Genomic DNA, 23,974 nt, shown 5'->3' on the forward strand with positions numbered 1-23,974 from the left:
ATGTCTATCTCGCCGAACTATCAGGGCGCAACCAATGGCGCTGGCGGTTATGCGCTCGCTCCGCTACAGGGCTACGTCAAGGAATCCGCTGACCGGCTGCGGGCGCTGGTGCTCCAGTATGGTGACAAGCTTGCTGCTCTGGGCACCACTGGCAACTATGACATCTTGCCACTAGCGAAGGGTGGGACCGGCGTAGCTGTGACGAGCAATGCGGCATTACTGGTTGCCCTCGGAGCCATGCCGTCATCAGGTGGGGCATATGCGCCGAAACTGCAAAGCCTTCAGGTCTCTCAGGTATCCGTCAGTGCTACGCAAGGCGGCTTTGTCGGCTGGAACGAAGGGAACATTGCCGGTTTTAGCGGCGAGATGGCATTCGTCTGCAACAAGGGCGGCGGGACTGGAGGCTTCACATTCAGTACCGTAAACGCCAACAACACAGAACGCACCGGGGTGGCCACGCTCACTTCGGCAGGTGTTTTCAACGCTGCCGGAATTCAGGTGGCAGGGCGAAATGTTGTTGAAGCAGGAAGCAATACAAATGGGAATTTTGTTCGCTTCGGAGACGGAACGCAGATATGTTGGAACCGAGCTTACGCATTCGGTCCATCAGGTGCAGGTACTACGGCTACGGCATTCTGGACGCCGCCCATGCCATTTGTTGGAAACGCCGCAGAAGTAAGCGTCACTCTTCAATTTGCGGAATCAAATGACAACTTCACCTGCACACGCATCAGTGGGTACATGGTTGCAGGCAGCGAAACGCGTGCAACCATCACAGCAAACTTTAGCGTTTCTCAGGTCTACAGACTCGGATTGATGGCTATAGGAAGGTGGTTCTGATGAAAATTAATCTTACGCCCCAGCGCCGAGACGATACGCTCGAAGCTTATAAATACGGGAGCACTATCGTCGTCAATGGTGAGTCATTTGACTTCTCGCCAATGCTGGAGGGATCAACCCTGCCAAGGTCTGCAATATCCTCTATCTGGCTTGAGGGGGATGTTGAGCTAAATAATGGCGAGCTTGAAATAACTTTGTTAATCCCGCTTCCGCAAAACTATAGCCAAGAACAGGCGTTTCCTGTTCCGCTTCTGAATGTTCCTGACGGGCTGATACAGTTACCTCAACCCCTGCCTATTCCAGTAATGCGCTTGCAAGAAGACAGCCCTGAAATCAAGGAGCAGTCCAATGAGTAACATAGATTGGTCACGTCTGATCACCAAGGAAATGAAGCAAGAGCAAGCCGCCAAGCAGCGCCTGGCCGATGTGGTTAGCGAAATTGCCCGCCTTCGAAAGATCGCGGACTACACAATAGCCCCTCTTCAGGATGCCGTGGATATCGATGACGCTACTGCCGATGAGGTGGCGTCACTGAAAGCCTGGAAGCAATACCGGGTTGCTCTAAATCGAATCCCGACTCAGCCCGGCTACTTCGAGTCTATCGACTGGCCAGTGATGCCAAGCTGAATCAGAAAAAACAACGAGCCCCGCCATCGAGCGGGTATTTTTTTGCCCGGAGAAACACTGATGCCGATCACCGCGCAGCAACTACTGCAGATCCTCCCGAACGCCGGCCAGAAAGCCGGCGTTTTTGCACCCGTTCTCAACACGGCCATGAACAAGTACCAGATCGTCACGGTGCCACGCATTGCGGCGTTCATTGCTCAGGTCGGTCATGAGTCTGGCCAGTTGCGTTACGTGCGCGAGCTGGGCGGCAGCGCCTACCTGTCAAAGTACGACACCGGCAAGCTGGCTGAGCGCCTGGGCAACACGCCGGAGGCCGATGGAGACGGCCAGCTCTACCGTGGCCGTGGCCTGATTCAGGTTACGGGCCGGGCCAACTACGAGGCGTGCGGCGAAGCGCTGGGCCTGGACCTGATCAACCATCCTGAATTGCTCGAGCTGCCAGATCACGCAGCCATGTCGGCTGCATGGTTCTGGGACAGGGCAAAACTCAACACGCTGGCAGACAAGGGCGACCTTCTCCAAATCACTCGCAGAATCAACGGTGGCACGAATGGTCTCGCCGATCGGCAGGCGCTGTACGCCCGGGCATTGAAGGTGCTGGCGTAAACACCGTGCTCCACTCGACCAATCCATTTCAGGCCATAGGCCGCAGGGGGAATGCTGTGCAGACAGTGACGAAACAAGAAACCTACGACCGCACCATGAAAGTGACATTGGCAGTAAAGGCGAACGGCGGATCGGTGTCAGTCCAGATCCAGGCCGGTGATAGCTGGATCAATACCGACACGTTCTGGAAAGACGGCGGCTATCAGCTGAGCATTCCGCCAGCGACAATCCGCTATGTGCCAACCGGTGGCGCTGCATTTGAGGTGTACGCATGAGCCTTCTGGTCAACCCGATCCCAAGCCGCCAGCCGATACGCCGCGGACTTGGTCTGCTGGGCGATAGCTTCTCGGGCAACTGCCACACTATCGCGGCGACGGCCTTCGGTACTGAGGCGTATGGCTACGCGGCCTGGATCGCGGCGCGCACCGGCCTGTTTCCAAGCTACCTCGACAACCAGGGCAAGGTCGGCGACCACACCGGGCAGTTCCTGGCCAGGCTACCGGCCTGCATTGCGTCGTCGACGGCCGATCTGTGGCTGCTGTTATCCCGCACCAACGACAGCACCACGGCAGGTATGGGCCTGGCTGACACGAAAGCCAACGTGATGAAGATCGTGACCGCGGTCCTCAACACGCCGGGCAAGTACCTGATCGTCGGCACTGGTACGCCGCGCTTCGGTAGCAGGGCGCTGACCGGGCAGGCGCTGGCCGATGCGATCGCCTACAAAGACTGGGTGTTGACCTATGTCAGCCAGTTCGTGCCGGTCGTGAATATTTGGGATGGCTTCACAGAAGCCATGACGGTGGAGGGTCTGCACCCCAATATCATTGGCGCTGAATTCATCAGTTCGCGCGTGGTGCCGATCATCAATGCCAACTTCGAATTCCCCGGCATCCCGCTGCCCACCGATGCTGGCGACGTTTACTCGGCCATCCGGCCCTACGGCTGCCTCAATGCCAACCCGCTGATGGCGGGCACTGGCGGCACTCTACCGGCGGGCGTGAACGCTGTGGCCGGATCTGTTCTGGCGGACAGTTACAAGGCGGTGGGCTCTGGCCTGGCCGGAATCACCACTCGCTGGTACAAGGAGCCTGCCGCGCTTGGTGAGGCGCAGTGCATCGAGCTGGGCGGGAGCATGGCGGCGGCGGGCGGCTACATTTACGTGCAGCCAACGGCCAACGTTGTGCAGGCCAACCTAGCAGCCGGTGACGTTATTGAGATGGTGTCGGCGGTGGATATCGTCGGCTCGTCGCGCGGCATATTGGCCTGGGAGGCTGAGTTGACCATCACCAAGCCCGTCAGCGGGGCCTCGACCACAATCTACTATCGCTCGATGGACAAGTACCAAGAGCCGTTCACCATGCCGGCACGCTTTGCCGGGGCGCTGGAGACGCAGCGCGGCACGATTGACCTGACTGAAACCGTGATCACGTCACGTATGGGGCTGTACCTGGCAGCAGGCGTGCCGCAGGGCTCGACAGTCAAGGCCGCGCAGTTCGGCATCAGGAAGGTTTAAGTGCCATCAGGCCGTGTGCTAGAGCGAATCCCGTAATCTGGAGTTCGTGAAGTTTTTCCCCGTTATGGCTGATTCGCGGTTCTGTCAACCAAACTTCCTTTCTGATCCGCCGATTTGTCAACTTGCGCAAAATCGCAAGTTGGCAGACCGGGAATATTTTCTGGAATATTCTGATGTGGATTATGTAGCGCGGCTAGGCAAGGCCGGGCAGATCGGGAGTCGCAAGGTGTAACGCTGCTTCGACTGCTACGCCTCGCCGCCCCATCTTTCAGGGCTGATTCCCGCTTCTCTCATCACCTCGCGATGCTGGGCGATGACGTACTTCTGCGAGTTGATTGTCGCCCAGGAATCGCAGGCGTCGCGTAGCAAGTCAGATATCCGGCTGTCCGCATCCCTCAGCTTTATCCTGAGCTTGTCACGCTCGAGCGCCGCATCGTTGTGCATGTCGATGAGCTTCGTGACGTGCTTGCGATATCGGTCGACCTCGTCGCGCAGCAGTCTGTTTTCTTCCGCCACCAGGTGAGCGTGCTGTTTAAGCATCTGTTCCTCTGTGGGGCAGAACGGCCAGTCTTCGGCGTAATCGATGTTCATGATGGATGATTCTCAATTGCTGTATGGGCATACAGTAGTTGAGTGGTTCAGATTTGGGGAGTGGTGTTCGTCGGCAGGACGCCGGGGGAGGGTTTGGTGTGCGTAAACTCGTACCACTTTTCGTACCAATCAATGTGCCCTATAGGGGGTTTTAGTGCCATTCAGTAGCGCTGTAACCCCCTATTTACCGCATCTGTCATACACCTGTAACTACGACGTGTACCGGATCGACACCGTCAAGGGAATCGCCACCTGTATCGCGTACTTTCCTTCGGTAGGTGGCGCGGTGCTCAACAGCACGGGGACGTATATCTATTCCACCCACCCGGACATGAGCTGGATTTCGATCTACAGGTTGTAGCAGCTTCTGCGAAGCCTGCTACGACCGATTACAGAGACGCAGTGGCTGGATGTCTCTGTCATCGGGCGGCTTTAACGATCAGTCGGCATTCAGCGCAGCGATACCAGCTTTGGCGATCCGGGCATCCTGCTCGGCCTTCACGCCGGAAACACCTACCGCGCCAACCACCTGGCCATCAACGATGACCGGCACACCGCCTTCCAGCGAGGTGAGCAGCGGAGCGCTGAGGAATGCAGTGCGCCCTCCGTTGATCATCTCTTCGTAACCCTTGGATTCACGTTTGCCGAGTGCCGAGGTGCGGGCTTTTTCGATCGAGATATAGCTGCTGATCGGCGAGGCGTCGTCCAGTCGCTCGAATGCCAGCAGATGGCCGCCGTCATCAACGACAGCAATGGCGACAGCCCAGTCATTGGCCTGCGCCTCATCGCGTGCGGCACCCAGCATCAGGCTGACTTCGGTCTGGGTCAGGACGGCTTTGATTTTCATTGAGTTCTCCGGAGCAGTGGTTATCGATTAGCAGTTCAGTGTCAATCAGGAGTGCCAAGCGCTTGGTCAATCAGCTCGATCCAGTGTCGCACCGGCGTCCGGCCAGCACTGGCGAGGTGCGTCTGACAGCCGATATTGGCGGTGGCGATGACCTGAGGTTTGCCGCTTTCCAGCGCGTTCATGCGGTTGTCGCGTAATTGCCGGGCCAGCGCCGGCTGGGTGATGGAGTAGGTGCCGGCAGAGCCACAACATAAATGACCGTCCGGCACAGCGGTCAGGTTGAAGCCTAGTCGAGTCAGCACGCGTTCTACTTCACCACCGAGTTTTTGTGCATGCTGCAGGGTACACGGGCAGTGAAACGCCAGCCGCGTGTCGGCCTTGATGCCGAGGGTTTCCAGCGGTTCGTCGCGCAGTACTTCGACCAGATCCTTCGTACGGGCGCTGATGCACATGGCCTTGTCGGCGTAGGCCGGATCATGTTGCAGCAAATGACCATAGTCCTTGACGAAGGCACCGCAACCGCTGGCTGTCTGGATAAGGGTTTCGGCACCGCCCTGGAGAGCAGGCCACCAGGCGTCGATGTTACGTCGCGTCCGATCCAGCCCCGCGTCCTGTGCATTCAGGTGGTAATCCACAGCGCCGCAGCATCCGGCCGTGCTGACTGGGGTAATACCGATACCCAGACGATCGAGCACGCGTGCCGTGGCGGCGTTGGTGTTGGGTGACAGGCCTGGCTGCACGCACCCCTCAAGCAACAGCACCTGACGCGCATGAGCGCAAGCCGGGCGACGCCCGGCAGCATGGACCGTTACAGGCAGTTTGGCTGCCAGTGTCTGCGGCAATAACGGCCTGAACTTCATGCCCACTCCGGTCAGGAACCGGAACAGGCCTGCATGGGGGACTATCTGGCGCAAGCCTTCACGCAGCAGGCGCTGGCCGAGCGGGCGGGGGACCAGGGCATCGACTGCCGCACGGCCGATGTCCAGCAGGTTGTGGTAATCCACGCCGGACGGGCAGGTGGTTTCGCAGTTGCGACAACTCAGGCAGCGGTCCAGGTGCACGCGAGTCTTTTCGGTGACGTGCTGGCCTTCCAGGACCTGCTTGATCAGGTAGATTCTGCCGCGTGGACCGTCCAGTTCATCACCCAGTAACTGATAGGTCGGGCAGGTGGCATTGCAGAAGCCGCAATGCACGCAACTGCGCAGGATACGCTCGGCTTCATCGGCACGTGGCAGGGTTCTGGCGTGTTCACTCAGTGTGGTCTGCATGCTTAAAACTCCGCGTACAGTCGGCCGGGGTTGAAAATGCCTTGCGGGTCGAGCCGGGTCTTGAGTGCCTGATGGTAGCGCAGCAGAGGTGCGGCCAACGGCTGAAAGGGGCTGTCGACAACGCCTGGGCTGAAGCAGGTTGCATGTCCGCCAAGCGCCGTCGCGATTGCTCGGATGGCTTCGCCGTCAGCGTCGGATTTAAGCCAGCGTTGCGCGCCCCCCCAATCGATCAGTTGTTCGCCTGGCAGATCCGGCATGCCGCTGTCGGCAGGCACGCAGAGCCGCCACAAGGGACGCGGGTCGAGGAAAAAGGGCAGGCGCTGTTCGTTCAACTGTTGCCAGTACACAGCCTCAAGCAATTCGCCGCCGAGCCGCTCATGGGCGGCGGCCACCGAGCTTTCACCGCCTTCAAGGCGCAGGCGCAGCACCTGACCGTCGTGGCTGGCAGCACTGATCGGTATCGGCTGCCGGCCCCATTCAGTGAGGCAGGTCAAGGCACGCGTGCAGTCCATCTCCAGCGCGATGCTGCTGCACAGCCGCGGCCTGGGCAGCACTTTGAGCGACACTTCGGTCAACACCCCGAGGCAGCCGAAACTGCCCGCCATCAAGCGCGAAACATCGTAGCCTGCGACGTTTTTCATGACTTCGCCGCCGAAATGCAGGTGCTTGCCGAGCCCGGTGATGACCCGCGTACCCAGTACAAAATCACGTACCGAGCCACTCCACGGCCGGCGCGGCCCCGACAGCCCCGCAGCGACCATGCCGCCAAGCGTCGCTGCGCCGAAATCGGGCGGCTCGCAAGGCAGCATCTGGCCTGCGCCGTCCAGCGCCTGCATCAGTTCGATCAATGGCGTACCGGCGCGGGCGCTGATCACCAGTTCTGTCGGGTCGTAACTGACGATGCCACGGTGTTCGCGGGTATCGAGCACTTCGCCTGCTGTTTCACGGCCGAGAAATACCTTGCTGTTGCCCCCTTGAATCCGTAGCGGCGTGCTGTCCTGGAGGGCCTGATTGACTCGCTCAAGCAGCCTCTGGCTGGCGTCATTGTCCATTGCGCTCATCAGAAGCGCTCCAGTTCGGGAAATGGCAACTGCCCGGCATGAACATGCATGGCACCGAACTCCGCACAGCGATGCAGGGTCGGGATGTTCTTGCCAGGATTGAGCAGGCCGCTGGCGTCGAACGCGGCCTTGATGGCGTGGAAGAAGGTCAGTTCGTCACTGTTGAACTGCGCGCACATCTGATTGATCTTCTCGCGACCGACACCGTGCTCGCCGGTGATACTGCCACCGACCTTGACGCACAGTTCGAGGATTTTGCCGCCCAGCGCTTCGGCGCGCTCCAGCTCACCCGGTTGATTGGCATCGAACAGGATCAGCGGGTGCATGTTGCCGTCGCCAGCATGAAAGACATTCGCCACGCGCAATCCGTATTGCCCGGACAGTTCCTTGATACTGCGTAATACGCCCGGCAACTCGCGCCGCGGGATGGTGCCGTCCATGCAGTAGTAATCCGGCGACAGACGGCCGACGGCCGGAAAAGCGTTTTTGCGTCCGGCCCAGAAGCGCGCCCGCTCGGCCTCGTCCTGTGCCTGGCGTACTTCGGTCGCGCCGGCCAGGGTCAATACCTCGCGAACCCGTTCGCAATCGGCATGCACGTCGGCTTCGACCCCGTCCAGTTCGCAGAGCAGGATAGCTTCGGCGTCGACCGGGTAGCCTGCGTGAATGAAGTCTTCGGCGGCGCGAATCGCCAGATTGTCCATCATCTCCAGGCCACCGGGGATGATGCCTGCGGCAATGATATCGGCCACCGCACGTCCGGCTTTTTCTACCGAATCGAATGCCGCCAGCAGTACGTTGGCCACTTGCGGCCTGGGCAATAGCTTGACCGTGACCTCGGTGATAACACCAAGCATGCCTTCGGAGCCGGTAAACAGTGCCAGCAAGTCGAAACCGGGCGAATCCAGCGTGTCGCTGCCCAGTGTCATGGGCTCGCCCTCGACGGTCAGTATCTCGACCCTGAGCAGGTTGTGCACGGTCAGTCCGTACTTGAGGCAATGCACGCCACCGGCATTTTCCGCCACGTTGCCGCCGATGGAGCAGGCGATTTGCGAGGAGGGGTCAGGCGCGTAATACAGGCCGTGGGGCGCTGCTGCCTGGGAAATGGCCAGGTTGCGCACACCGGGCTGAACCCTTGCCAGACGAGCGGCCGGGTCAACATCGAGGATCCGGTTGAAGCGTGTCATCACCAGCAGTACGCCTTTTTCCAGCGGCAACGCACCCCCTGAAAGCCCGGTGCCCGCACCACGAGCGACCACCGGTACACGATGCGTGTGGCACAGCCTGAGCAGGGTTTGGACTTCTTCGACATGACGCGGCAATACCACCAGCATTGGCGTGGTGCGATACGCCGACAGCCCGTCGCATTCATAGGGCCGCAGTTCTTCGGGACGATGCAGGATGTCCAGATCCGGCAGTTGCCGTTGCAGCGCATGCAGTAACTGCTGTTTGTCGACCGCAGGCAACACGCCGTCGATGCGTTCGTCGTAAAGAATATTCATGCCGTCCCCCTGCGTTATTTTTTTATCGGGTTAGTGCATCGTAGCTCATTCGGCTCAAGCCTTGAGTTGACAGCGTCGGGTGGATCGCGTAATTTACGCATTGCGTAATATGGTTATGAAAATAATAAAGACAGCACCCGTGCGTCGGGCAGGCGATTTCCGTGGACCTATTCACTTACTACCGCTCGACATCCAGTTACCGTGTGCGTATTGCGCTGGCCCTCAAGGGGCTGGATCACACTGCCATCCCGGTCAATCTGTTGCTCGACGGCGGTGAGCAGCGCCAACCCGGTTACAAGGTGCTCAACCCGCAGGGCAGAGTGCCCTCATTGAGGCTTGACGATGGTGTTGTCATCATCCAGTCACTGGCGATCATTGAATATCTGGAAGAGTGTTACCCGCAGCCTGCGTTACTGGCGCATGACCCTGTCATGCGGGCTCGGCAACGGGCCGTCGCAGGGCTCGTCGGTTGTGATATTCACCCCTTGCACAACGTCTCGGTGCTCGACCGGTTGCGCAGTCTGGGGCACGATGAGGCTGCTGTTCTGGCCTGGGCAGGCCACTGGATCGGCGAAGGTCTGCAGGCTGTCGAGCAGTTGATCGCAGAGAGCGGTTTCTGCTTTGGTGCGAGCCCCGGTCTCGCGGACGTTTACCTGTTACCCCAGTTGTATGCGGCCCATCGCTACAACGTCGATTCGAGTGCATACCCGCGTATCCAGCGGGTCGAGCGTCTGGCCATGCAACATGCGGCCTTTCAACAGGCGCACCCCGATGCACAACCGGACAAGCCGGAGTAGGCTGCCCTCATGAAGATTCTCGGTCTGCAACTGATATTTGGTGATTTCCTCGCACGCAGCGTGCGAGGGATTCCGTGTGCGCCGCCCGCAGGGACGTGATTGCGTTGATAACCCACTCTCACTTTCCTGCAAGGAGCCAGTCATGGCTGATCTCTATGAAAATCCAATGGGCCTGATGGGCTTTGAATTCATCGAATTTGCGTCACCTACCCCCAACAGCCTGGAGCCTGTGTTTCAGATGATGGGCTTCACCAAGGTCGCCATTCACCGCTCCAAGGACGTGACCCTGTATCGCCAGGGCGCGATCAACCTGATCCTCAACAACGAGCCGCACAGCCTGGCGTCCTACTTTGCCGCCGAGCATGGTCCCTCGGTATGCGGCATGGCGTTTCGCGTCAAAGACGCGCAAAAGGCCTACGGCCGGGCGCTTGAACTGGGCGCACAACCACTGGAAATCGCCACCGGGCCCATGGAACTGCGTCTGCCCGCGATCAAGGGCATCGGTGGCGCGCCGTTGTACCTGATCGACCGTTTTGGCGAAGGCACGTCGATCTACGACATCGATTTCAACTTTATCGAAGGCGTTGAGCGCCACCCGGTCGGTGCCGGTCTGAAATTCATCGATCACCTGACCCACAATGTGTACCGCGGCCGCATGGCGTACTGGGCGAGTTTCTATGAAAAACTGTTCAACTTCCGCGAGCTGCGTTATTTCGACATCAAGGGCGAATACACCGGCCTGACTTCCAAGGCCATGACCGCTCCGGATGGCATGATCCGTATTCCGCTGAACGAGGAGTCGTCCAAGGGGGCCGGGCAGATCGAAGAGTTCCTGATGCAGTTCAATGGCGAGGGCATTCAGCATGTGGCGTTCTTTACCGACGATCTGATCAAGACGTGGGATGCGCTGAAAGCGACCGGCATGCGCTTCATGACCGCGCCGCCGGATACCTACTACGAAATGCTGCAGGGACGCCTGCCCGATCATGGCGAACCGGAAGCCGAACTCAAGTCGCGCGGCATCCTTCTCGATGGCTCCTCCGAGAGCGGTGAGCGCCGACTGCTGCTGCAGATATTTTCCGCAACCCTGATGGGCCCCGTGTTCTTCGAGTTCATCCAGCGCAAGGGCGATGACGGCTTTGGCGAAGGCAACTTCAAGGCGCTGTTCGAATCCATCGAGCGGGACCAGATCCAGCGTGGGGTACTGAGCCCGGACTGATTCCCTGACCTTTGGGGGCTGCGGAGCGGTAGACCGCTCGTCATGCCCATAGACGTTGGCGTGCGGCGCTTTGCGCTTCGCGCCAGATGTTGACTACGCGACGTTGCACTGGCTGCCCTAAACCGGCAGCCTGCCACCCATACGCTCGCTGATCGCCACGGCGGTCTCTGACAGGCGCCGAGCCGCCAGGCTGTGCGCCTCATCAGTCAGCACCGATCCTGGCCCCACCACGGTAATCACCCCCACCAGCTTGTCACCCATCGCAAACAGCGGGGCCGACGCTGCGTTGATGCCAGGCATCAGCAAGCCCTGAATCTGGTGGACGCCCGTCGTACGGATCTGCTCGTGATGCAGCTCGACGTCGTGCAACTGGTCGTTATCGAGAAGGGGCACTTCCTGTTGGCGAAGCCGGACGGTGTCGCGGTCTGCCAGAAAGCTGTCGAACACCAGGCCGGTAGACGAGCCGAGCAACGGCAGTACCGAGCCAATCTGCGTGACCAGCGTCACTGCGCCCACAGACGGCTCGACATACACCACAGTCGGGCCCTGGTTGCCCCATACCGCCAGAAAGCAGGTCTGGTTCAGTTCGTCACGCAAGCTGGCCAGCCACGGTGCCGAGACCTTCAGTACATCCAGCTTGCCGAGTGACGCCAGCCCGACCTGCAATGCCTCGCGGCCCAGCCCGTAATGATTGTTGACAGCATCCTGTTCGGCAAAACCACTGGCAATCAGCGCCTGCAGATAACGATGTACCTTGCTGGCGGGCATGCCCAGATGGTCCGCCAGCTTCGACAACGACGTAGAGGGTGAGAGTTCGGCCAGCGCTTTGAGCACGCCCAGCCCGACCTCTGCGGCCTGAACCTTCTGTTGACGTCCGCCTGTCGGGCTTTCGATTTCCTGGGTCATGGGTGCTGTGCGCCGCTCGGTAAAGGCAGCTTTATAGCTTGACCGGCTGGCAAACTCAAATTACGTTATGCGTAATGAGTTTACGTTAAATGATGTTTCATCCTGTCTCTGTTCGACCCATAACAACAAGAGGTCCAGATGGCTATCCGTTCCAGTTCCGACGCATTGGCTTACCAGTCGGGCTTTGGCAACCAGTTCAGCAGCGAGGCGCTGCCCGGTGCATTGCCCATTGGCCAGAATTCTCCCCAAAAGCACCCGCTGGGCCTGTATGCCGAGCAGTTCTCCGGCACCGCGTTCACGGTCGCACGCAGCGAAGCCCGGCGTACCTGGCTGTACCGCATCAAGCCTTCGGCTGCTCATCCGCCTTACCAGCGCCTGAATAAGCAGATCGCCGGTCATGAGCAGGGCCCGATCAACCCCAACCGGCTGCGCTGGAATGCCTTCGACATCCCTGCCGAGGCTGCCGACTTCATTGACGGCCTGATCCCCCTGGCCAGTACCTCGGCAGCGGATCAGGCCGAAGGCGTCAGTGTCTACGTTTACGCAGCCAATACCTCCATGCAGCGCGCCTTTTTCAATGCCGACGGTGAATGGCTGATTGTGCCGCAACAGGGGCGACTCAGGATCATCACGGAAATGGGCCTGCTGGACATCGAGCCGCTGGAGATTGCCGTCCTGCCGCGCGGTATGAAGTTCAGCGTGCAACTGCTCGACAACAGTGCCCGCGGTTATGTCTGCGAGAACCACGGTTGCGCCTTGCGCCTTCCGGAGCTGGGTCCGATTGGCAGCAACGGGCTGGCCAATGCCCGGGATTTCCTGACGCCGGTGGCCTGGTTCGAAGACAGCGATCAACCGATGCAACTGGTGCAGAAGTTTCTTGGCGAATTGTGGTCGACACAACTGCAGCATTCACCCTTCGACGTGGTGGGCTGGCACGGCAACAACGTTCCATACAAATACGATCTGCGGCGTTTCAACACCCTGGGCACGGTCAGCTACGATCATCCGGACCCATCGATTTTCACCGTGCTGACCTCGCCTGGGGCCATGCACGGCCAGGCCAATATCGATTTCGTGATCTTCCCGCCGCGCTGGATGGTGGCGGAAAATACCTTTCGCCCGCCGTGGTTTCATCGCAATCTGATGAACGAGTTCATGGGGCTGCTCGACGGTGCCTATGACGCCAAGGCCGAAGGTTTCATGCCTGGTGGTGCCTCGCTGCACAACTGCATGAGCGCTCATGGCCCTGATAATGTCACGTCAGAAAAGGCCATCGCTGCCGACCTGAAACCGCACAGGATCGAGAACACCATGGCGTTCATGTTCGAAACCGGCAAGGTATTGCGCCCAAGTCGTTACGCGCTCGATTGTCCGCAACTGCAAACCGATTACGACGCCTGCTGGAATGACATGGCCAGAACGTTCAACAGGGGACCGCTCTGATGACTGCTCACCTCAATCGCCACAGCTGGGTGGCATCGGCCAACAATCACCCTGATTTTCCGCTGCAGAACCTGCCGCTGGGCGTATTCAGCCACGGCGAAACCGGTCCGCGTGGTGGCGTGGCCATTGGCGATATGATTGTTGATCTGCGTGCAGCAACAACCGCACGGGTTTTTCACGGGCAGGCGGCAGAAGCTGCCGAAGTGGCCAGCCGCGACCAGCTCAACGATTTTTTTGCGCTGGGCGCATCTGCCCGTCTGGTATTGCGCAGCGCATTGCTGCAACTGCTGGATGCGGACAGCCCGCAGCGTGGCAGTCTGCAAACAGTCACAGGCCTGCTGCTGCCGATGAGCGAATGCACTCTGCACATGCCTGCGCGGGTGGGCGATTACTCTGACTTCTATGTCGGTATTCACCATGCGCTGAACGTCGGCAAGCTGTTCCGCCCGGACAACCCGCTATTGCCGAACTACAAATACGTGCCGATTGGCTATCACGGCCGGGCATCGACCCTGTGTACGTCCGGAACGCCTGTCAGACGGCCCCGCGGGCAGACCCTCGCGCCAGGGCAGGAAGTACCGGTTTTCGGACCTTGCAAACGCCTGGATTACGAACTGGAACTGGGCGTATGGATCGGGCCGGGAAATGCTCAGGGCGACGCCATCGGGATCGATCGGGCTGCCGAGCACATCGCCGGGTTCTGTCTGCTCAACGACTGGTCGGCACGCGATATTCAGGCGTGGGAATATCAGCCGTTGGGACCTTTTTTGTCCAAGAGCTTTGCCACGACGATTTCGCCCTGGGTGGTGACCGCCGAAGCGCTGGCACCGTTTCGCTGTGCTCAGCCGGCACGTCCCGAGGGCGATCCTCAGCCGCTGCCATACCTGCTTGATCAAGGCGATCAGCAGGGCGGTGCGCTGGACATCGAGCTGGAGGTGCTGCTGCTGACAACCATGATGAAAGCCCAAGGGCTGGCGCCTGAACGGCTGGGCCTGAGCAACTCGCTGAACATGTACTGGACAGTGGCGCAGATGGTCGCACACCACAGCGTCAACGGGTGCAAGCTGCAACCGGGCGATCTGCTTGGCACCGGAACGCTGTCCGGTCCGCAGGAAGGTCAGCATGGCAGTCTGCTGGAGATGACCCAGGGCGGCAGGCAACCCGTGACGTTAGCCAACGGCGAGGAGCGAATGTTTCTGCAGAGTGGCGACGAAGTGATCCTGCGTGCCCGCTGTCACCGCCCCGGGCACGTGTCGATCGGCTTTGGCGAGTGCAGGGGCGTTGTGCTCGACTGAAAAACCGGATCGGTCAGCATCAGTGGGTTATTTCATACCAACCCAGAAACATGTTCAGTGCAGACTCAACCACATCATTTTGCTCCTGAGGATTGAGCAGGGCGGCATTGAAGGTGACCTGTGGCCAGAATGCGAACGATTTGAGCAGAGCGTGCATCTGCGTGGCTGCAAAGCCAGGATCGACAGGCTTCAAACGACCGTTTTTCTGCGCCGCCCGGATCCAGGCACTGAAGGTCTCTTCGCGTTCGTTGATACGCGCCATCCACACCTGAGCGCGCTCGGGGGAGTGAATGGTGGCACCTACCACGACACGGGCCAGGTCGAGAAAATGGCTGTTGGTCAGGTTGCGCATCTTGCCCCAGAGCAGATCCCGAAGTTGCTCGCGCAAGCTGACATCCGGGTGGTAAATCACTTCCGACTGCGGTGGAGCGCAGCTCCAAAGGCGCTGAAGCATCTCCGCGAACAGCTCTTCCTTGCTGGGGAAATGGTTGTAGACCGTGCGTTTGGAGACCTCGGCTCGTGCCGCGATGCGGTCCATGCTGGTGACTTCGAAACCACGATCGCCAAATTCGGCAATAGCTGCCTGGACGATGGATTCGCGTTTCTGATCGGTAAGGCGCATGGGTGCGGTCATAGGTTCGCTTCAAACGTACGTTTAGAGAAAATTACACTCAGCAGTTTACTTGTCGCCAAGGATCATGCAAGCTTAAAACTACACCGTGTAGTGTAAAAAACTGTTACATATTTTTCATCGAGCATCCTGCAACGGGATCACGTACGAAGTATGCACGGCTGGAGCCTCAACCTGTCCCCAGGAGTCAGCACACCATGGCCTCGACACATCAGAAAAAGGATGCTTCTTCACTGCCTGTCTTGTCCCGTCACGAGGGGCGATACCGGAACCATGCGACGATGAAACCGGCAAGTCTGCTGCGAACACTTCGCATTTTCTGGGATCAGGCGTTCAACAAGCCCAAGGATACGCGCCCGGCAGGTGAGATTCCGGTGCAGCCGCTGTCGCGCCAGCAACTGCTGGCAGCCCCGAACAACACCGTATATCGCCTTGGGCATTCGACGGTGCTGCTCAAACTGCGTGATCAGTTCTGGCTGACCGATCCGGTGTTTGCCGAGCGCGCGTCGCCGGTACAGTGGGCAGGACCGCAGCGCTTTCACCAGCCGCCGATCAGCCTCGAAGAGTTGCCACCGATCAAGGCTGTGATTCTTTCGCACAACCATTACGACCATCTGGATCGCACGGCTATCAAGGCCCTGACCGACAAGACCGAGCATTTTCTGGCACCGCTTGGAGTGGGCGATACGCTGATCGAGTGGGGGGTGCCTGCACACAAGGTACGTCAACTGGACTGGTGGCAGTCCACGCAAGTGGCAGGCATCGAATTTGTCGCTACCCCGTCGCAGCACTTCTCCGGGCGTACGCTGCTCGACAGCAACCGGACTCTGTGGGCGTCCTGGGTGATGATCATTGGTGATCAGCGGATCTTCTTCAGCGGCGACAGCGGCTATTTCGATGGCTTCAAGACCATCGGCGAGCAATACGGGCCGTTCGATCTGACGCTGATGGAAACCGGGGCCTACAACGTTGAGTGGCCGCACGTGCACATGCAGCCCGAGGAGACGCTGCAGGCGCATCTGGATCTGCGCGGTCGCTGGCTGCTGCCGATTCACAATGGCACCTTCGACCTGTCCATGCATGCCTGGCACGAACCGTTTGATCGCATTCTGGCGCTGGCCTGGGAGCAGAATGTATCAATCACCACGCCGATGATGGGGCAGCCGTTCTACGTGCAATACCCGTGTCGGGGTTTGACCTGGTGGCTGGGTGTCGATGAAGCTGTCGAGGTCGAGTCTGCGCAGACAGGTAGTCCAGCGCCCTGCAAATGCCGTCGCCAGAACGCCTGAAGATTGCCTGCGGTATCGCCGAACTGATTTCTCGATAGCACGATCCAGAATTTGATTTGCCCTGTCAGCATACGCCCGGCTTAATCGTGACCCCTCGACGGCAATGGTGGCGGTACGGTATGCAGGCGCGTGGCTTGGCGGTTCGGAATATAGGGTTGATGGCCAGTATCGTACTGGTGGCACTTAACTTGCGCCCTTCGATGGCTGCGGTCGGTCCATTGCTGGCTGCAATACGCCTGGAGGTGCCACTGGGTTTCGGGGCCGCCTCGTTGCTGACCATGCTGCCGGTCATGGCTATGGGCCTGGCGATGTTTTTCGGGATGGGCATTGCCCGCCACCTGGGGGCGCATCGCAGCATCATGTTGTCGCTGTGGGTTATCGGTGTGGCAACTCTGGCACGTCTGTTTCTCGACTCTGCTGTCGAGCTGATTGTCAGCGCGGTGCTGGCGGGCTTTGGCATTGCCTTGATTCAGGCGCTGATGCCCGCGTTGATCAAATCGCGCTTCAAGGCCAATGTCTCGTTGTGCATGGGGTTGTATGTCACCGCGATCATGGGTGGCGCGGCGCTGGCCGCGTCGTTCAGCCCGCTGGTGATGAACGGCAGCGGCAGCTGGCGCGCCGGTCTGGCAGTGTGGTCGCTCCTGGCGCTATTGGCATCGTGCGTGTGGTTTGCCCAGCGGCATGTGTCAGAGGCAGACGCGTCAACCGCTGCTCGGGTTCGGCAGACTTTCTTCTACACGCCACGGGCCTGGATGCTGGGGGTCTTTTTCGGGCTTGGTACAGCAGCCTATACCTGCGTGCTGGCATGGCTTGCCCCGTATTATCTGGAAAATGGCTGGAGCGAGCAGGGTGCAGGGCTGGTGCTGGGCTTTCTGACCCTGATGGAGGTCGTATCGGGTTTGCTGGTTCCGGCGCTGACCAATCGCAGCCGCGACAAACGCGTGGCTCTGGCGGTGCTGCTGGTGTTGATGATGATCGGTTTTGCCGGGCTGATTCTGATGCCGCGGCAGTTGGGTCTGTTGTGGGCCTGCTTGCTGGGGTTGGGCATCGGCGGCCTGTTTCCGATGAGTCTTGTCGTGTCCATGGATCACCTTGATGACCCGCAACAGGCGGGCGATCTGACTGCATTCGTGCAGGGTACAGGGTATCTCATCGCCAGCCTGTCGCCGCTGCTTGCCGGAGTGATCCGAGACCTGACGGGCAGTTTCGCCGGCGCATGGTGGTCACTGATTGCGCTGGTCGCGGTCCTGCTGTTGATGGTGGTGCGACTCGATCCTCGACGCTATGCTGATCACCTGCGCAGCGCCCGTCTCAGACCTGTAATCAATGGCGATACGGCATGATTGCATTTTGATGCTATCTTGTTCGCGTGGATCTGATCGTCCGATCGCAGCGCCAGCGAGATGCCTCGATGCTCAACAGTAATGCCCTGAGAAAGCTGGACATGCAGGACCTGATGGTCTTTGTCTCAGTGTATGAACAGCGCAACCTGACCTTGGTCGCGGAAGCGTTGCATGTCAGCCAGTCGACGGTCAGTTATTGCCTGAAAAAGCTGCGTGCCAACTTCGAAGACGACCTGTTTATCTGCACCCGCAATGGCATGCGCCCGACCCGCAAGGCGTTAGCCATGCACGCCCATGTTCAGCAGATTCTCGAGTCGGTCAACTTGTGCCACGACGGCCTGAACCTGTTTGATCCAACCCGCAGGCAAACCACCTTCACGGTATGTGCTCCGGAATATTTCGAGCTGCTGGTGTTGCCGCATTTGATGCGCGATTTTGTCGCCGCAGGTTTTTCAGTGACGGTAAACGTCCAGAAGCTTGCGAAGCAATTGCCAGCCGAGCAGTTGAACGATGGCCTTTTCGACCTTGCCCTGGGATTCGGCCCGGGTTTTCACCGAGTGCCGGACAGCCTGATTTCGCAAGTGTTGCTTGAAGACGATCTGGTTTGTGTCATGGATTCGCGGTTTGCACCGCTCAGCGCTCTGATCGACACTCAAACCTTCGTCAAGCACCGCCATGTCTACCCCACGCCGTGGACGTCCGACACCAACATGGTAGATGGCTGGCTGCAACGTCAGGGGCTGGAACGCAATATCGTCGCGCGCGCCAACAGCTACCGCGCCGCACTGCAATTGCTTGAAGGCACTGATTTCATTCTGGTCTTGCCACGACGCATTCAGACTCTGCTGGGCAATGAACCCTGGATTTCAGTGTTCGAGCTGCCGCCGGACCTGCCCGGCTTCAGTCTGGACATGCTGTGGAGCGCTCAGGCCGATCAGGACGAGGCCAGTGGCTGGCTGCGTGAACAGGTTGTGAAAGTCTGTGCCGAGCGCGGCTTGCTCTGACGCGCGTCAGTTGCCGGATTTGTCTTTCTGCGGGTCTGGTGAGGTGCCAGGTCTCGGCTGCTCGCCCTGTTGATTGAGCTGCTTGTTCTTCTCGCCCACCTTGCCGGCGTTTTCCGCTTTGTGATCGAGGTCTTCACGTTTGGATTCATCTGCCATGATCGTATTCCAGATTATTGGGTTATCTGATGGTTGGTCAGTGGCGGATCTGCAAGATTCGATTTGAATGACGTGCGGTAGGGTGCGATGTTTTCGGGCACCGAACCGCACACACCGGTCAGTTCAGCAGGGTAAGCACGTCCTTGGCCGCCTGGGCGGAACTGGCCGGGTTCTGCCCCGTCACCAGCTTGCCATCGGTCAGCACATAGACGCCCCAGTCATCCCCCTTGGAGTAATCCCCGCCCAGCGTCTTGAGCGCGTCCTCTACCAGAAAGGGCACGACGTCGGTGAGGCCAACGGCTTCCTCTTCACTGTTGGTGAAACCGGTGACACGGCGACCCTTGACCAGCGGCTGACCGTCTGGCGCTTTTACATGGCGCAGCACGCCAGGCGCATGGCACACCAGACCGTGCGGTTTGTCGGCCTTGGCAAAGGCTTCGATCAGCTTGATCGACAGCGGGTCTTCGGCCAGATCCCACAGCGGACCGTGACCGCCAGGGTAGAACACCGCATCGAAATCGGCAGCGTTGACATCGGCCAGGCGGCCGGTAGTGGCCAGCACGTTCTGGGCATCGGTATCTTTGGCGAAACGCTCGGTTTCCGGGGTTTGGGCGTCGGGCTCGTCGCTTTTCGGGTCAAGTGGCGGCTGACCGCCAGCAGGCGATACCAGCGTGACCTCGGCACCGGCATCCTTGAATACGTAATAAGGCGCTGCAAACTCTTCGAGCCAGAAACCGGTTTTCTTGCCGGTGTCGCCCAGTTGGTCATGGGAGGTCAAAACTATCAGGATTTTCATATTCGTGCTCTTCGTTGAAGGGTTGAGAGTGTGTAGACACGCGAAACCTTCAGGTGTTGTCAGAATATTTTACGACCGTCACGTTTCAAGGCCGGATTTCAGCGCAGTGGCCTGCGTCGAAACCCGGCGTTGCTCAGACGAGGATCACTGCTCCTTGGTCAGGTCTACCAGCGGCTCCTTACGCACTTCGGTTTCGCGTCCGTCCTGAATGCTCTTGACCTGGCCAAGCGCTTTGTCGACAGCCCCCTTGTCAGCCAGCAGGCTGTAGCTGATCTGGAACTGACGTTGCTCTTTGGGCGCAATGGTCGGCACCAGATTCAGCGGGCGCTGAAAGCGACGGTTGTAGGAGAAGCTGGTCCCCGGTTCCAGTCCGGTCACGTAGCCCTGACCTTTGGTGTCCGTGTTTTTCCACAGTGAGAACACCGGCAGCTGTCTGGTATTGAAACCAACGGACACACCCAGGCTGCCAGCCTTGTTGTGCAGTACAGTGAGCGTGTCGCCCTTGGCATCGCCATAGGGGACGACGTTGTAGACCGTCTCGTCATAATCCGGCGTCGGTGCACGGTAGGTCTGCCAGTCACCCAGATCACCCTTGGCTTTCTCGTTGAACGGAGAGACCTGCTTGACCGGTGCCTCAAAGCGCGCCCCTTGCTCCAGGAACGGCGTGCTGAAATTGCTGTGGTACAGCGCCTGGTATTCCTTCGGGTAATCGCCATTGTTGGTCAGCGTGTCGTTAAGCGAGAAGCTCGTGCTGCCGGGCTCGGTGACCAGCTCGGTCTGTACCGAGAAGTCGACTTTCTTGAATGCCTGCTCCTTCAGTTCGCCCTTGAGCCGTATTGCATAAGGCGGCTTTTCGTCGATCTCCAGCGTCACCTTGCTGGCCGGAATGTTCGCAGCACGGCCGTGCAGCGTCAGCAGCTCGCCGTTGTCCATGCCCGGATGGCCCACCCATTCGTATCCGCAGCGGGTCACCAGTTCGTTGAACCCTTCCAGCCAGCCCAGTCCGCCGCGACCATTGAGTTCGATGAATGCCGGGTTGACCACGTCCTTGACAGGCGAATCCCAGCCCATACGCACATCGCCCACCGATGCCTGCAGCACGTTCATGCCACGGGTCGGGACGACTGAAAGCTTCATTGTGCCGTTGTCGATATCGATGATGCTCACGCCTTCCTGACGACCGCCGTGCAGGGTGCGCATCGTGATCGTGAAGGGCTTGTCGGTCTTGACGCCCAGTTGCTGACTGGTGATCTGTTGATTCTGCGCAGCCTTGTCGGTGTCCAGGAGCACGTAATCCCAGGCAAACGCACTGGAAGCGGCAGCAAGGGCGCCGAGGCCCACGAGCAGAGGAAGGGATTTCATGGCGATGGTCCTTCTGTAATTATTGGAATTATAGTTTTGCCTATTGTCTGAACGCCTGTTTAACGCTCAGTTAAACGATTCAGCAATCGATTGAGTCTAGCCAAATCGGAAGCGGCTGTGGAGCTGTATTTCAGTGAGGTGCTCAGCGGCCACGCTGAGGTCTTCGTGAGGTGGCTCACGTACGCAGGTGGCGGGCACATGTCGCGCCTGTGAGCGGGGCGGCGATTCGCCTGGATCGCGCTATCGTACTGACAGATCACCAAGAGAACAGACAACCGCACTGTCCTCTTGGTGAGCGAGCCTATTCCTGCGGTGCGGGATAGTCACTGTGCATCTGGCTGGCTTCTGCCTCACCCAGCAAACGCTCGATCTGCGCATGCTCCCAGCCACTGAGCAGGCTGACCGGATCGGTGCGCAACCAGCTTTCGAATGAGCCTTCCCGTCCTTGCGGGCAGCGGCACGCACGGCAGCGGGTCGGGCTGCCTTCGGTTATTTCCAGGGTCAGCAGCCAGCTGTCGATTTCGACGTGCTGCAGCCCTGAGGCAGTGGGGGCGCCGATACGCTTGAGTATCCGGGTGCCCATCGCAGCATCTCGCAGTTGCTGGTATACCTCACGAGTCGTCAGCGCTTTCATAGGCTTTCCGCAGTTCCATTTTGCCGAGTAAAGCACAATTCCGAATCGTGCCATGTGAGATAACCGCTCACGCCCACTGTGGTTCAGGGCTTCAGTGCCGCACCGAACAGGCTTTCGATCTCGGGCCGGGTCTGGTTGATCGCGCCCAGTTGACGGATAAGCTCGGCCTGTCTGCTGCCGCGTATGCCTGCGGTAGTCATGATTGCGTCACGCACGTAGGTATAGACCCCGCTGACACCAAACGGAGTGATATAACGAACGTGCCTGCTGATGCCTTGAGTGAGGGCCTTGAACTGTTCGCTGGCGTAATAGGTCCGACGGGCCCAGGCCGATTCGAATACCAGCTCCATCATGACAATGTTCAGGCGTGATTCCTCGACCGTGTGATTGACATCGGGCGCGGGCGGGGCGGGCTGGGCGTTGTCGTAGGGCAGTGCGAGGTGCAAACGCAGTTTGAGCACGGCACCGGCACCGGCCATTTCGCGGGCGAGCTTTTCAATGGCTGTGCGGGCGGCTGGCAGGTCATCGCCAGCGAGGTGAAAATGCAGGTGCAGTTTGTCCAGTGTGGCGGTTTCGTTGGGATCGGATCTGGCAGACGATCCACCAGTGTGCTGGAGCCATCCGGCACGTCATAGGCGATGGTTTCTTCGAACATGTTCTGTTCATCGGAGAACAACAAGGCGCTGGCGTCCTTGAATTGCTTCTGATCCTCGGCAGACAGAAAACCGATCTCCACGCCGCCATCCAGCACGTAGTCAGGCAATGGCTTGATGTCTTCGATCACCGGCCACAAATGACCGTCCTTTTCACGCGTCAGGTGATGCTGAACATACCAGCCCAGGCCTTGAAGCCTTGCACACAGCGGGCCGTGAACATCACGCCAGTAGGTGGCGAACACATCGTGGGGAACTCCCGTCCTGCGCAGGACTGTGGTGTAGGAATTAATGACGATGTTCTCATCGCGAGCGCCGTAGTTACCGGAAAACCCTGAGGTGTGCATGAGTGCTCTCTGTTCTGAAGATGTCTATCTCAGGCGCTTCGTCCCCGGCGTAAGTTCAAGGAAATTTACCGGCGGATACATTTGGCCGAAGCGATACAGGGCGAGACGAACAGATGCCCGCGGTAGGCACCTGCCAGCGTACGTGTCGACACCATCAACCACATCAGCGTCAGCAGCGCGACGAGTCCTGTGCCGAAGGCATCGAAAAAGCCCAGGTGCAGTGCAGCGCCGAGTTTAAGCGTCGCCAGTGCATACACGCCGAGCGGAAAGGTAAATGCCCACCAGCCCAGATTGAACTCCATGCCCTGCTTGAAGTAGCGCGCCGTGATCAATACGGCCAGCGCCATCCACCACAAACCCAGACCCCAGAACAACGTACCGACCACCACGCCGATGCCCGCCGCCACCGTGCCGACCGACGCCAGACCGTGAGCGGCAAAGATGGCCGGGGCTTCGCTGCCCATCACCAGCATGCCCAGTGCACCGGTGCCGATGGGACCGAGTGCAAGCCAGCTCGAGGCCGCCATGCTTTCATGAGGCAGTTTGTGCAATGCCAGGCGCAGCAACAGAATCACCAGAATGCTCAATGCCACCGGCACCGAGTAGGCCCACAACACGTAGCTGGTGACCAGCACAGCGAACTGCGAGTCTGCGGCGGCAAGATGCGGCGTGAGCAACCCGCCGCAGGCTGCTGCAACTTCTGCCGCCACCACGGGCAACAGCCAGACAGCGGTCATCTTTTCGATGCTGTGGTCCTGACGGGTGAACATCATGAACGGGATCAGCACGCCACACACCATTGCCATCGCCACGTCCAGCCACCACAACGCTTCTGCGAGTGGAACGATGGCGGTGCCCCAGCGCGCAGGTCCGTACACCAGCAGGCCGCTGATGATCGTCGCCAGTCCCATGGGAATGGTGCCGAAGAACATTGATACGGTGGAATGGCCGAACACCTGACGCGCCTCGTCGAAAAACAGCAGCCAGCGGCAGGCGTACATTACGCTGAAAAGCATGAACAGGCCGATGTTCAGGAACCACAACGCTTCACCCGCTTCGCGCACTGCTGCCATGTTCCCTGGCAGTTGCGCCAGCGCCAGCGACAGAACGCCGGTGCCCATGGTCACTGCGAACCAGTTGGGGGTGAATTGCCGGATCGCCTCACGCGGGCTTGCCAGCGCTGTAAGGGGCGTGTGGTCCTGGATGAGAACGACGAACCTGTTCATGACAGGTCTCCTGTTGAT

25 protein-coding genes and 2 pseudogenes are annotated in these 23,974 nt (G+C 59.3%); 14 read left to right on the forward strand and 13 right to left on the reverse strand.

What is annotated here, in order from left to right:
• The 6 genes from ALO80_RS26135 to ALO80_RS26160 form a co-directional block, all read left to right on the forward strand.
• Positions 1–840: hypothetical protein (locus tag ALO80_RS26135; RefSeq protein WP_055011069.1), on the forward strand; the 840-nt coding region annotated here is incomplete at its 5' end.
• Entirely contained in the window at positions 840–1,196 is a 357-nt protein-coding gene (locus ALO80_RS26140; protein WP_055011070.1) for a hypothetical protein, read from the forward strand. The genes ALO80_RS26135 and ALO80_RS26140, both read left to right, overlap by 1 nt.
• The gene (locus ALO80_RS26145; RefSeq protein ID WP_055011071.1) at positions 1,189–1,467 is read left to right on the forward strand and encodes a tail fiber assembly protein; all 279 of its coding nucleotides are present in this window, start codon (positions 1,189–1,191) and stop codon (positions 1,465–1,467) included. Before ALO80_RS26140 ends, ALO80_RS26145 begins: the two co-directional genes overlap by 8 nt.
• Positions 1,468–1,527: 60 nt before the next feature.
• On the forward strand, positions 1,528–2,073 hold the full coding sequence (locus ALO80_RS26150) for a glycoside hydrolase family 19 protein (protein WP_055011072.1): 546 nt from the start codon (positions 1,528–1,530) through the stop codon (positions 2,071–2,073).
• 95 nt (positions 2,074–2,168) lie between these two features.
• Positions 2,169–2,348 carry a hypothetical protein gene (locus ALO80_RS26155; protein ID WP_055009974.1) on the forward strand — a complete coding sequence of 60 codons (180 nt, stop codon included), beginning with the start codon at positions 2,169–2,171 and terminating at the stop codon, positions 2,346–2,348.
• The gene (locus ALO80_RS26160; RefSeq protein WP_055011073.1) at positions 2,345–3,589 is read left to right on the forward strand and encodes an SGNH/GDSL hydrolase family protein; all 1,245 of its coding nucleotides are present in this window, start codon (positions 2,345–2,347) and stop codon (positions 3,587–3,589) included. Before ALO80_RS26155 ends, ALO80_RS26160 begins: the two co-directional genes overlap by 4 nt.
• A gap of 246 nt (positions 3,590–3,835) precedes the next feature.
• Here ALO80_RS26160 and ALO80_RS31470 read toward each other — a convergent pair whose 3' ends face one another.
• Positions 3,836–4,180 carry a hypothetical protein gene (locus ALO80_RS31470; protein WP_055011074.1) on the reverse strand — a complete coding sequence of 115 codons (345 nt, stop codon included), beginning with the start codon at positions 4,178–4,180 and terminating at the stop codon, positions 3,836–3,838.
• A 199-nt stretch (positions 4,181–4,379) separates the two neighbouring features.
• On the opposite strand from ALO80_RS31470, the pseudogene ALO80_RS30155 reads away from it, so the two are divergent.
• Positions 4,380–4,541: pseudogene (locus ALO80_RS30155) on the forward strand (YncE family protein); the annotation flags it as partial.
• 78 nt (positions 4,542–4,619) lie between these two features.
• On the opposite strand, the gene ALO80_RS26170 reads toward ALO80_RS30155, so the two are convergent.
• The 4 genes from ALO80_RS26170 to glcD are packed head-to-tail and all read right to left on the reverse strand — an operon-like array spanning position 4,620 to position 8,855.
• The gene (locus tag ALO80_RS26170; RefSeq protein ID WP_054985301.1) at positions 4,620–5,027 is read right to left on the reverse strand and encodes a heme-binding protein; all 408 of its coding nucleotides are present in this window, start codon (positions 5,025–5,027) and stop codon (positions 4,620–4,622) included.
• 41 nt (positions 5,028–5,068) lie between these two features.
• Positions 5,069–6,295: a glycolate oxidase subunit GlcF gene (gene glcF / locus ALO80_RS26175; RefSeq protein ID WP_055011075.1), complete on the reverse strand. Its 1,227-nt coding sequence runs from the start codon at positions 6,293–6,295 to the stop codon at positions 5,069–5,071.
• A gap of 2 nt (positions 6,296–6,297) precedes the next feature.
• A complete protein-coding gene (gene glcE / locus ALO80_RS26180) occupies positions 6,298–7,356 on the reverse strand; it encodes a glycolate oxidase subunit GlcE (RefSeq protein ID WP_055011076.1) in 1,059 nt (352 codons plus the stop codon).
• Positions 7,356–8,855, reverse strand: a complete 1,500-nt coding sequence (gene glcD, locus ALO80_RS26185) for a glycolate oxidase subunit GlcD (protein WP_055011077.1) — start codon at positions 8,853–8,855, stop codon at positions 7,356–7,358. Before glcD ends, glcE begins: the two co-directional genes overlap by 1 nt.
• A gap of 161 nt (positions 8,856–9,016) precedes the next feature.
• Between glcD and maiA the strand changes: the two genes are divergently transcribed.
• Both maiA and hppD read left to right on the forward strand, forming a co-directional pair.
• The gene (gene maiA / locus ALO80_RS26190; RefSeq protein ID WP_055011078.1) at positions 9,017–9,652 is read left to right on the forward strand and encodes a maleylacetoacetate isomerase; all 636 of its coding nucleotides are present in this window, start codon (positions 9,017–9,019) and stop codon (positions 9,650–9,652) included.
• A 142-nt stretch (positions 9,653–9,794) separates the two neighbouring features.
• Positions 9,795–10,871 (forward strand): 4-hydroxyphenylpyruvate dioxygenase, encoded by a 1,077-nt coding sequence (gene hppD, locus ALO80_RS26195; protein ID WP_055011079.1) that lies wholly within the window; start codon positions 9,795–9,797, stop codon positions 10,869–10,871.
• A gap of 117 nt (positions 10,872–10,988) precedes the next feature.
• Here the strand turns inward: hppD and ALO80_RS26200 are convergent, their stop codons facing one another.
• Positions 10,989–11,777 (reverse strand): IclR family transcriptional regulator, encoded by a 789-nt coding sequence (locus ALO80_RS26200; RefSeq protein ID WP_055011080.1) that lies wholly within the window; start codon positions 11,775–11,777, stop codon positions 10,989–10,991.
• Positions 11,778–11,915: 138 nt separating this feature from the next.
• Here ALO80_RS26200 and hmgA point away from each other — a divergent pair, with 138 nt between their 5' ends.
• Entirely contained in the window at positions 11,916–13,220 is a 1,305-nt protein-coding gene (gene hmgA, locus ALO80_RS26205) for a homogentisate 1,2-dioxygenase (protein WP_055011081.1), read from the forward strand.
• Positions 13,220–14,515 carry a fumarylacetoacetase gene (gene fahA, locus ALO80_RS26210; RefSeq protein ID WP_055011082.1) on the forward strand — a complete coding sequence of 432 codons (1,296 nt, stop codon included), beginning with the start codon at positions 13,220–13,222 and terminating at the stop codon, positions 14,513–14,515. The genes hmgA and fahA overlap by 1 nt, the downstream gene beginning before the upstream one ends.
• A gap of 19 nt (positions 14,516–14,534) precedes the next feature.
• Here fahA and ALO80_RS26215 read toward each other — a convergent pair whose 3' ends face one another.
• Positions 14,535–15,149, reverse strand: coding sequence for a TetR/AcrR family transcriptional regulator (locus ALO80_RS26215; protein ID WP_054985292.1), 615 nt, complete (start codon positions 15,147–15,149; stop codon positions 14,535–14,537).
• Between the two features lie 194 nt (positions 15,150–15,343).
• Here ALO80_RS26215 and ALO80_RS26220 point away from each other — a divergent pair, with 194 nt between their 5' ends.
• From ALO80_RS26220 to ALO80_RS26230, 3 genes are all read left to right on the forward strand, one after another.
• Entirely contained in the window at positions 15,344–16,435 is a 1,092-nt protein-coding gene (locus tag ALO80_RS26220) for an MBL fold metallo-hydrolase (RefSeq protein WP_055011083.1), read from the forward strand.
• Positions 16,436–16,554: 119 nt separating this feature from the next.
• Positions 16,555–17,778: a cyanate transporter gene (locus ALO80_RS26225; RefSeq protein WP_055011084.1), complete on the forward strand. Its 1,224-nt coding sequence runs from the start codon at positions 16,555–16,557 to the stop codon at positions 17,776–17,778.
• Between the two features lie 68 nt (positions 17,779–17,846).
• The gene (locus tag ALO80_RS26230) at positions 17,847–18,782 is read left to right on the forward strand and encodes a LysR family transcriptional regulator (RefSeq protein ID WP_055011148.1); all 936 of its coding nucleotides are present in this window, start codon (positions 17,847–17,849) and stop codon (positions 18,780–18,782) included.
• Between the two features lie 6 nt (positions 18,783–18,788).
• Here ALO80_RS26230 and ALO80_RS31665 read toward each other — a convergent pair whose 3' ends face one another.
• The 6 genes and pseudogenes from ALO80_RS31665 to ALO80_RS26255 all read right to left on the reverse strand — a co-directional run bounded on the left by ALO80_RS31665 (position 18,789) and on the right by ALO80_RS26255 (position 23,956).
• Positions 18,789–18,938 (reverse strand): hypothetical protein, encoded by a 150-nt coding sequence (locus tag ALO80_RS31665; protein WP_083493421.1) that lies wholly within the window; start codon positions 18,936–18,938, stop codon positions 18,789–18,791.
• A gap of 118 nt (positions 18,939–19,056) precedes the next feature.
• Positions 19,057–19,734: a type 1 glutamine amidotransferase domain-containing protein gene (locus ALO80_RS26235; RefSeq protein ID WP_055011085.1), complete on the reverse strand. Its 678-nt coding sequence runs from the start codon at positions 19,732–19,734 to the stop codon at positions 19,057–19,059.
• Between the two features lie 144 nt (positions 19,735–19,878).
• A complete protein-coding gene (locus tag ALO80_RS26240) occupies positions 19,879–21,096 on the reverse strand; it encodes an aldose 1-epimerase family protein (protein WP_055011086.1) in 1,218 nt (405 codons plus the stop codon).
• Between the two features lie 301 nt (positions 21,097–21,397).
• Positions 21,398–21,730, reverse strand: a complete 333-nt coding sequence (locus ALO80_RS26245; RefSeq protein ID WP_055011087.1) for a DUF7693 family protein — start codon at positions 21,728–21,730, stop codon at positions 21,398–21,400.
• A gap of 83 nt (positions 21,731–21,813) precedes the next feature.
• Positions 21,814–22,730 (reverse strand): annotated as a pseudogene (locus ALO80_RS26250) (hypothetical protein).
• Positions 22,731–22,795: 65 nt separating this feature from the next.
• Positions 22,796–23,956 (reverse strand): TDT family transporter, encoded by a 1,161-nt coding sequence (locus tag ALO80_RS26255; RefSeq protein WP_055011088.1) that lies wholly within the window; start codon positions 23,954–23,956, stop codon positions 22,796–22,798.
• Positions 23,957–23,974 lie beyond the last annotated feature (18 nt).

The organism is Pseudomonas caricapapayae (genome assembly GCF_001400735.1).
Classification (GTDB): domain Bacteria; phylum Pseudomonadota; class Gammaproteobacteria; order Pseudomonadales; family Pseudomonadaceae; genus Aquipseudomonas; species Aquipseudomonas caricapapayae.

Coding starts and splice junctions, on each gene's coding strand:
- ALO80_RS26140 (WP_055011070.1), top strand. CDS start 840: ATGAAAATTAATCTTACGCCCCAGCGCCGAGACGATACGCTCGAAGCT.
- ALO80_RS26145 (WP_055011071.1), top strand. CDS start 1,189: ATGAGTAACATAGATTGGTCACGTCTGATCACCAAGGAAATGAAGCAA.
- ALO80_RS26150 (WP_055011072.1), top strand. CDS start 1,528: ATGCCGATCACCGCGCAGCAACTACTGCAGATCCTCCCGAACGCCGGC.
- ALO80_RS26155 (WP_055009974.1), top strand. CDS start 2,169: ATGAAAGTGACATTGGCAGTAAAGGCGAACGGCGGATCGGTGTCAGTC.
- ALO80_RS26160 (WP_055011073.1), top strand. CDS start 2,345: ATGAGCCTTCTGGTCAACCCGATCCCAAGCCGCCAGCCGATACGCCGC.
- ALO80_RS31470 (WP_055011074.1), bottom strand. CDS start 4,180: ATGAACATCGATTACGCCGAAGACTGGCCGTTCTGCCCCACAGAGGAA.
- ALO80_RS26170 (WP_054985301.1), bottom strand. CDS start 5,027: ATGAAAATCAAAGCCGTCCTGACCCAGACCGAAGTCAGCCTGATGCTG.
- glcF (WP_055011075.1), bottom strand. CDS start 6,295: ATGCAGACCACACTGAGTGAACACGCCAGAACCCTGCCACGTGCCGAT.
- glcE (WP_055011076.1), bottom strand. CDS start 7,356: ATGAGCGCAATGGACAATGACGCCAGCCAGAGGCTGCTTGAGCGAGTC.
- glcD (WP_055011077.1), bottom strand. CDS start 8,855: ATGAATATTCTTTACGACGAACGCATCGACGGCGTGTTGCCTGCGGTC.
- hppD (WP_055011079.1), top strand. CDS start 9,795: ATGGCTGATCTCTATGAAAATCCAATGGGCCTGATGGGCTTTGAATTC.
- ALO80_RS26200 (WP_055011080.1), bottom strand. CDS start 11,777: ATGACCCAGGAAATCGAAAGCCCGACAGGCGGACGTCAACAGAAGGTT.
- hmgA (WP_055011081.1), top strand. CDS start 11,916: ATGGCTATCCGTTCCAGTTCCGACGCATTGGCTTACCAGTCGGGCTTT.
- fahA (WP_055011082.1), top strand. CDS start 13,220: ATGACTGCTCACCTCAATCGCCACAGCTGGGTGGCATCGGCCAACAAT.
- ALO80_RS26215 (WP_054985292.1), bottom strand. CDS start 15,149: ATGACCGCACCCATGCGCCTTACCGATCAGAAACGCGAATCCATCGTC.
- ALO80_RS26220 (WP_055011083.1), top strand. CDS start 15,344: ATGGCCTCGACACATCAGAAAAAGGATGCTTCTTCACTGCCTGTCTTG.
- ALO80_RS26225 (WP_055011084.1), top strand. CDS start 16,555: ATGCAGGCGCGTGGCTTGGCGGTTCGGAATATAGGGTTGATGGCCAGT.
- ALO80_RS26230 (WP_055011148.1), top strand. CDS start 17,847: ATGCTCAACAGTAATGCCCTGAGAAAGCTGGACATGCAGGACCTGATG.
- ALO80_RS31665 (WP_083493421.1), bottom strand. CDS start 18,938: ATGGCAGATGAATCCAAACGTGAAGACCTCGATCACAAAGCGGAAAAC.
- ALO80_RS26235 (WP_055011085.1), bottom strand. CDS start 19,734: ATGAAAATCCTGATAGTTTTGACCTCCCATGACCAACTGGGCGACACC.
- ALO80_RS26240 (WP_055011086.1), bottom strand. CDS start 21,096: ATGAAATCCCTTCCTCTGCTCGTGGGCCTCGGCGCCCTTGCTGCCGCT.
- ALO80_RS26245 (WP_055011087.1), bottom strand. CDS start 21,730: ATGAAAGCGCTGACGACTCGTGAGGTATACCAGCAACTGCGAGATGCT.
- ALO80_RS26255 (WP_055011088.1), bottom strand. CDS start 23,956: ATGAACAGGTTCGTCGTTCTCATCCAGGACCACACGCCCCTTACAGCG.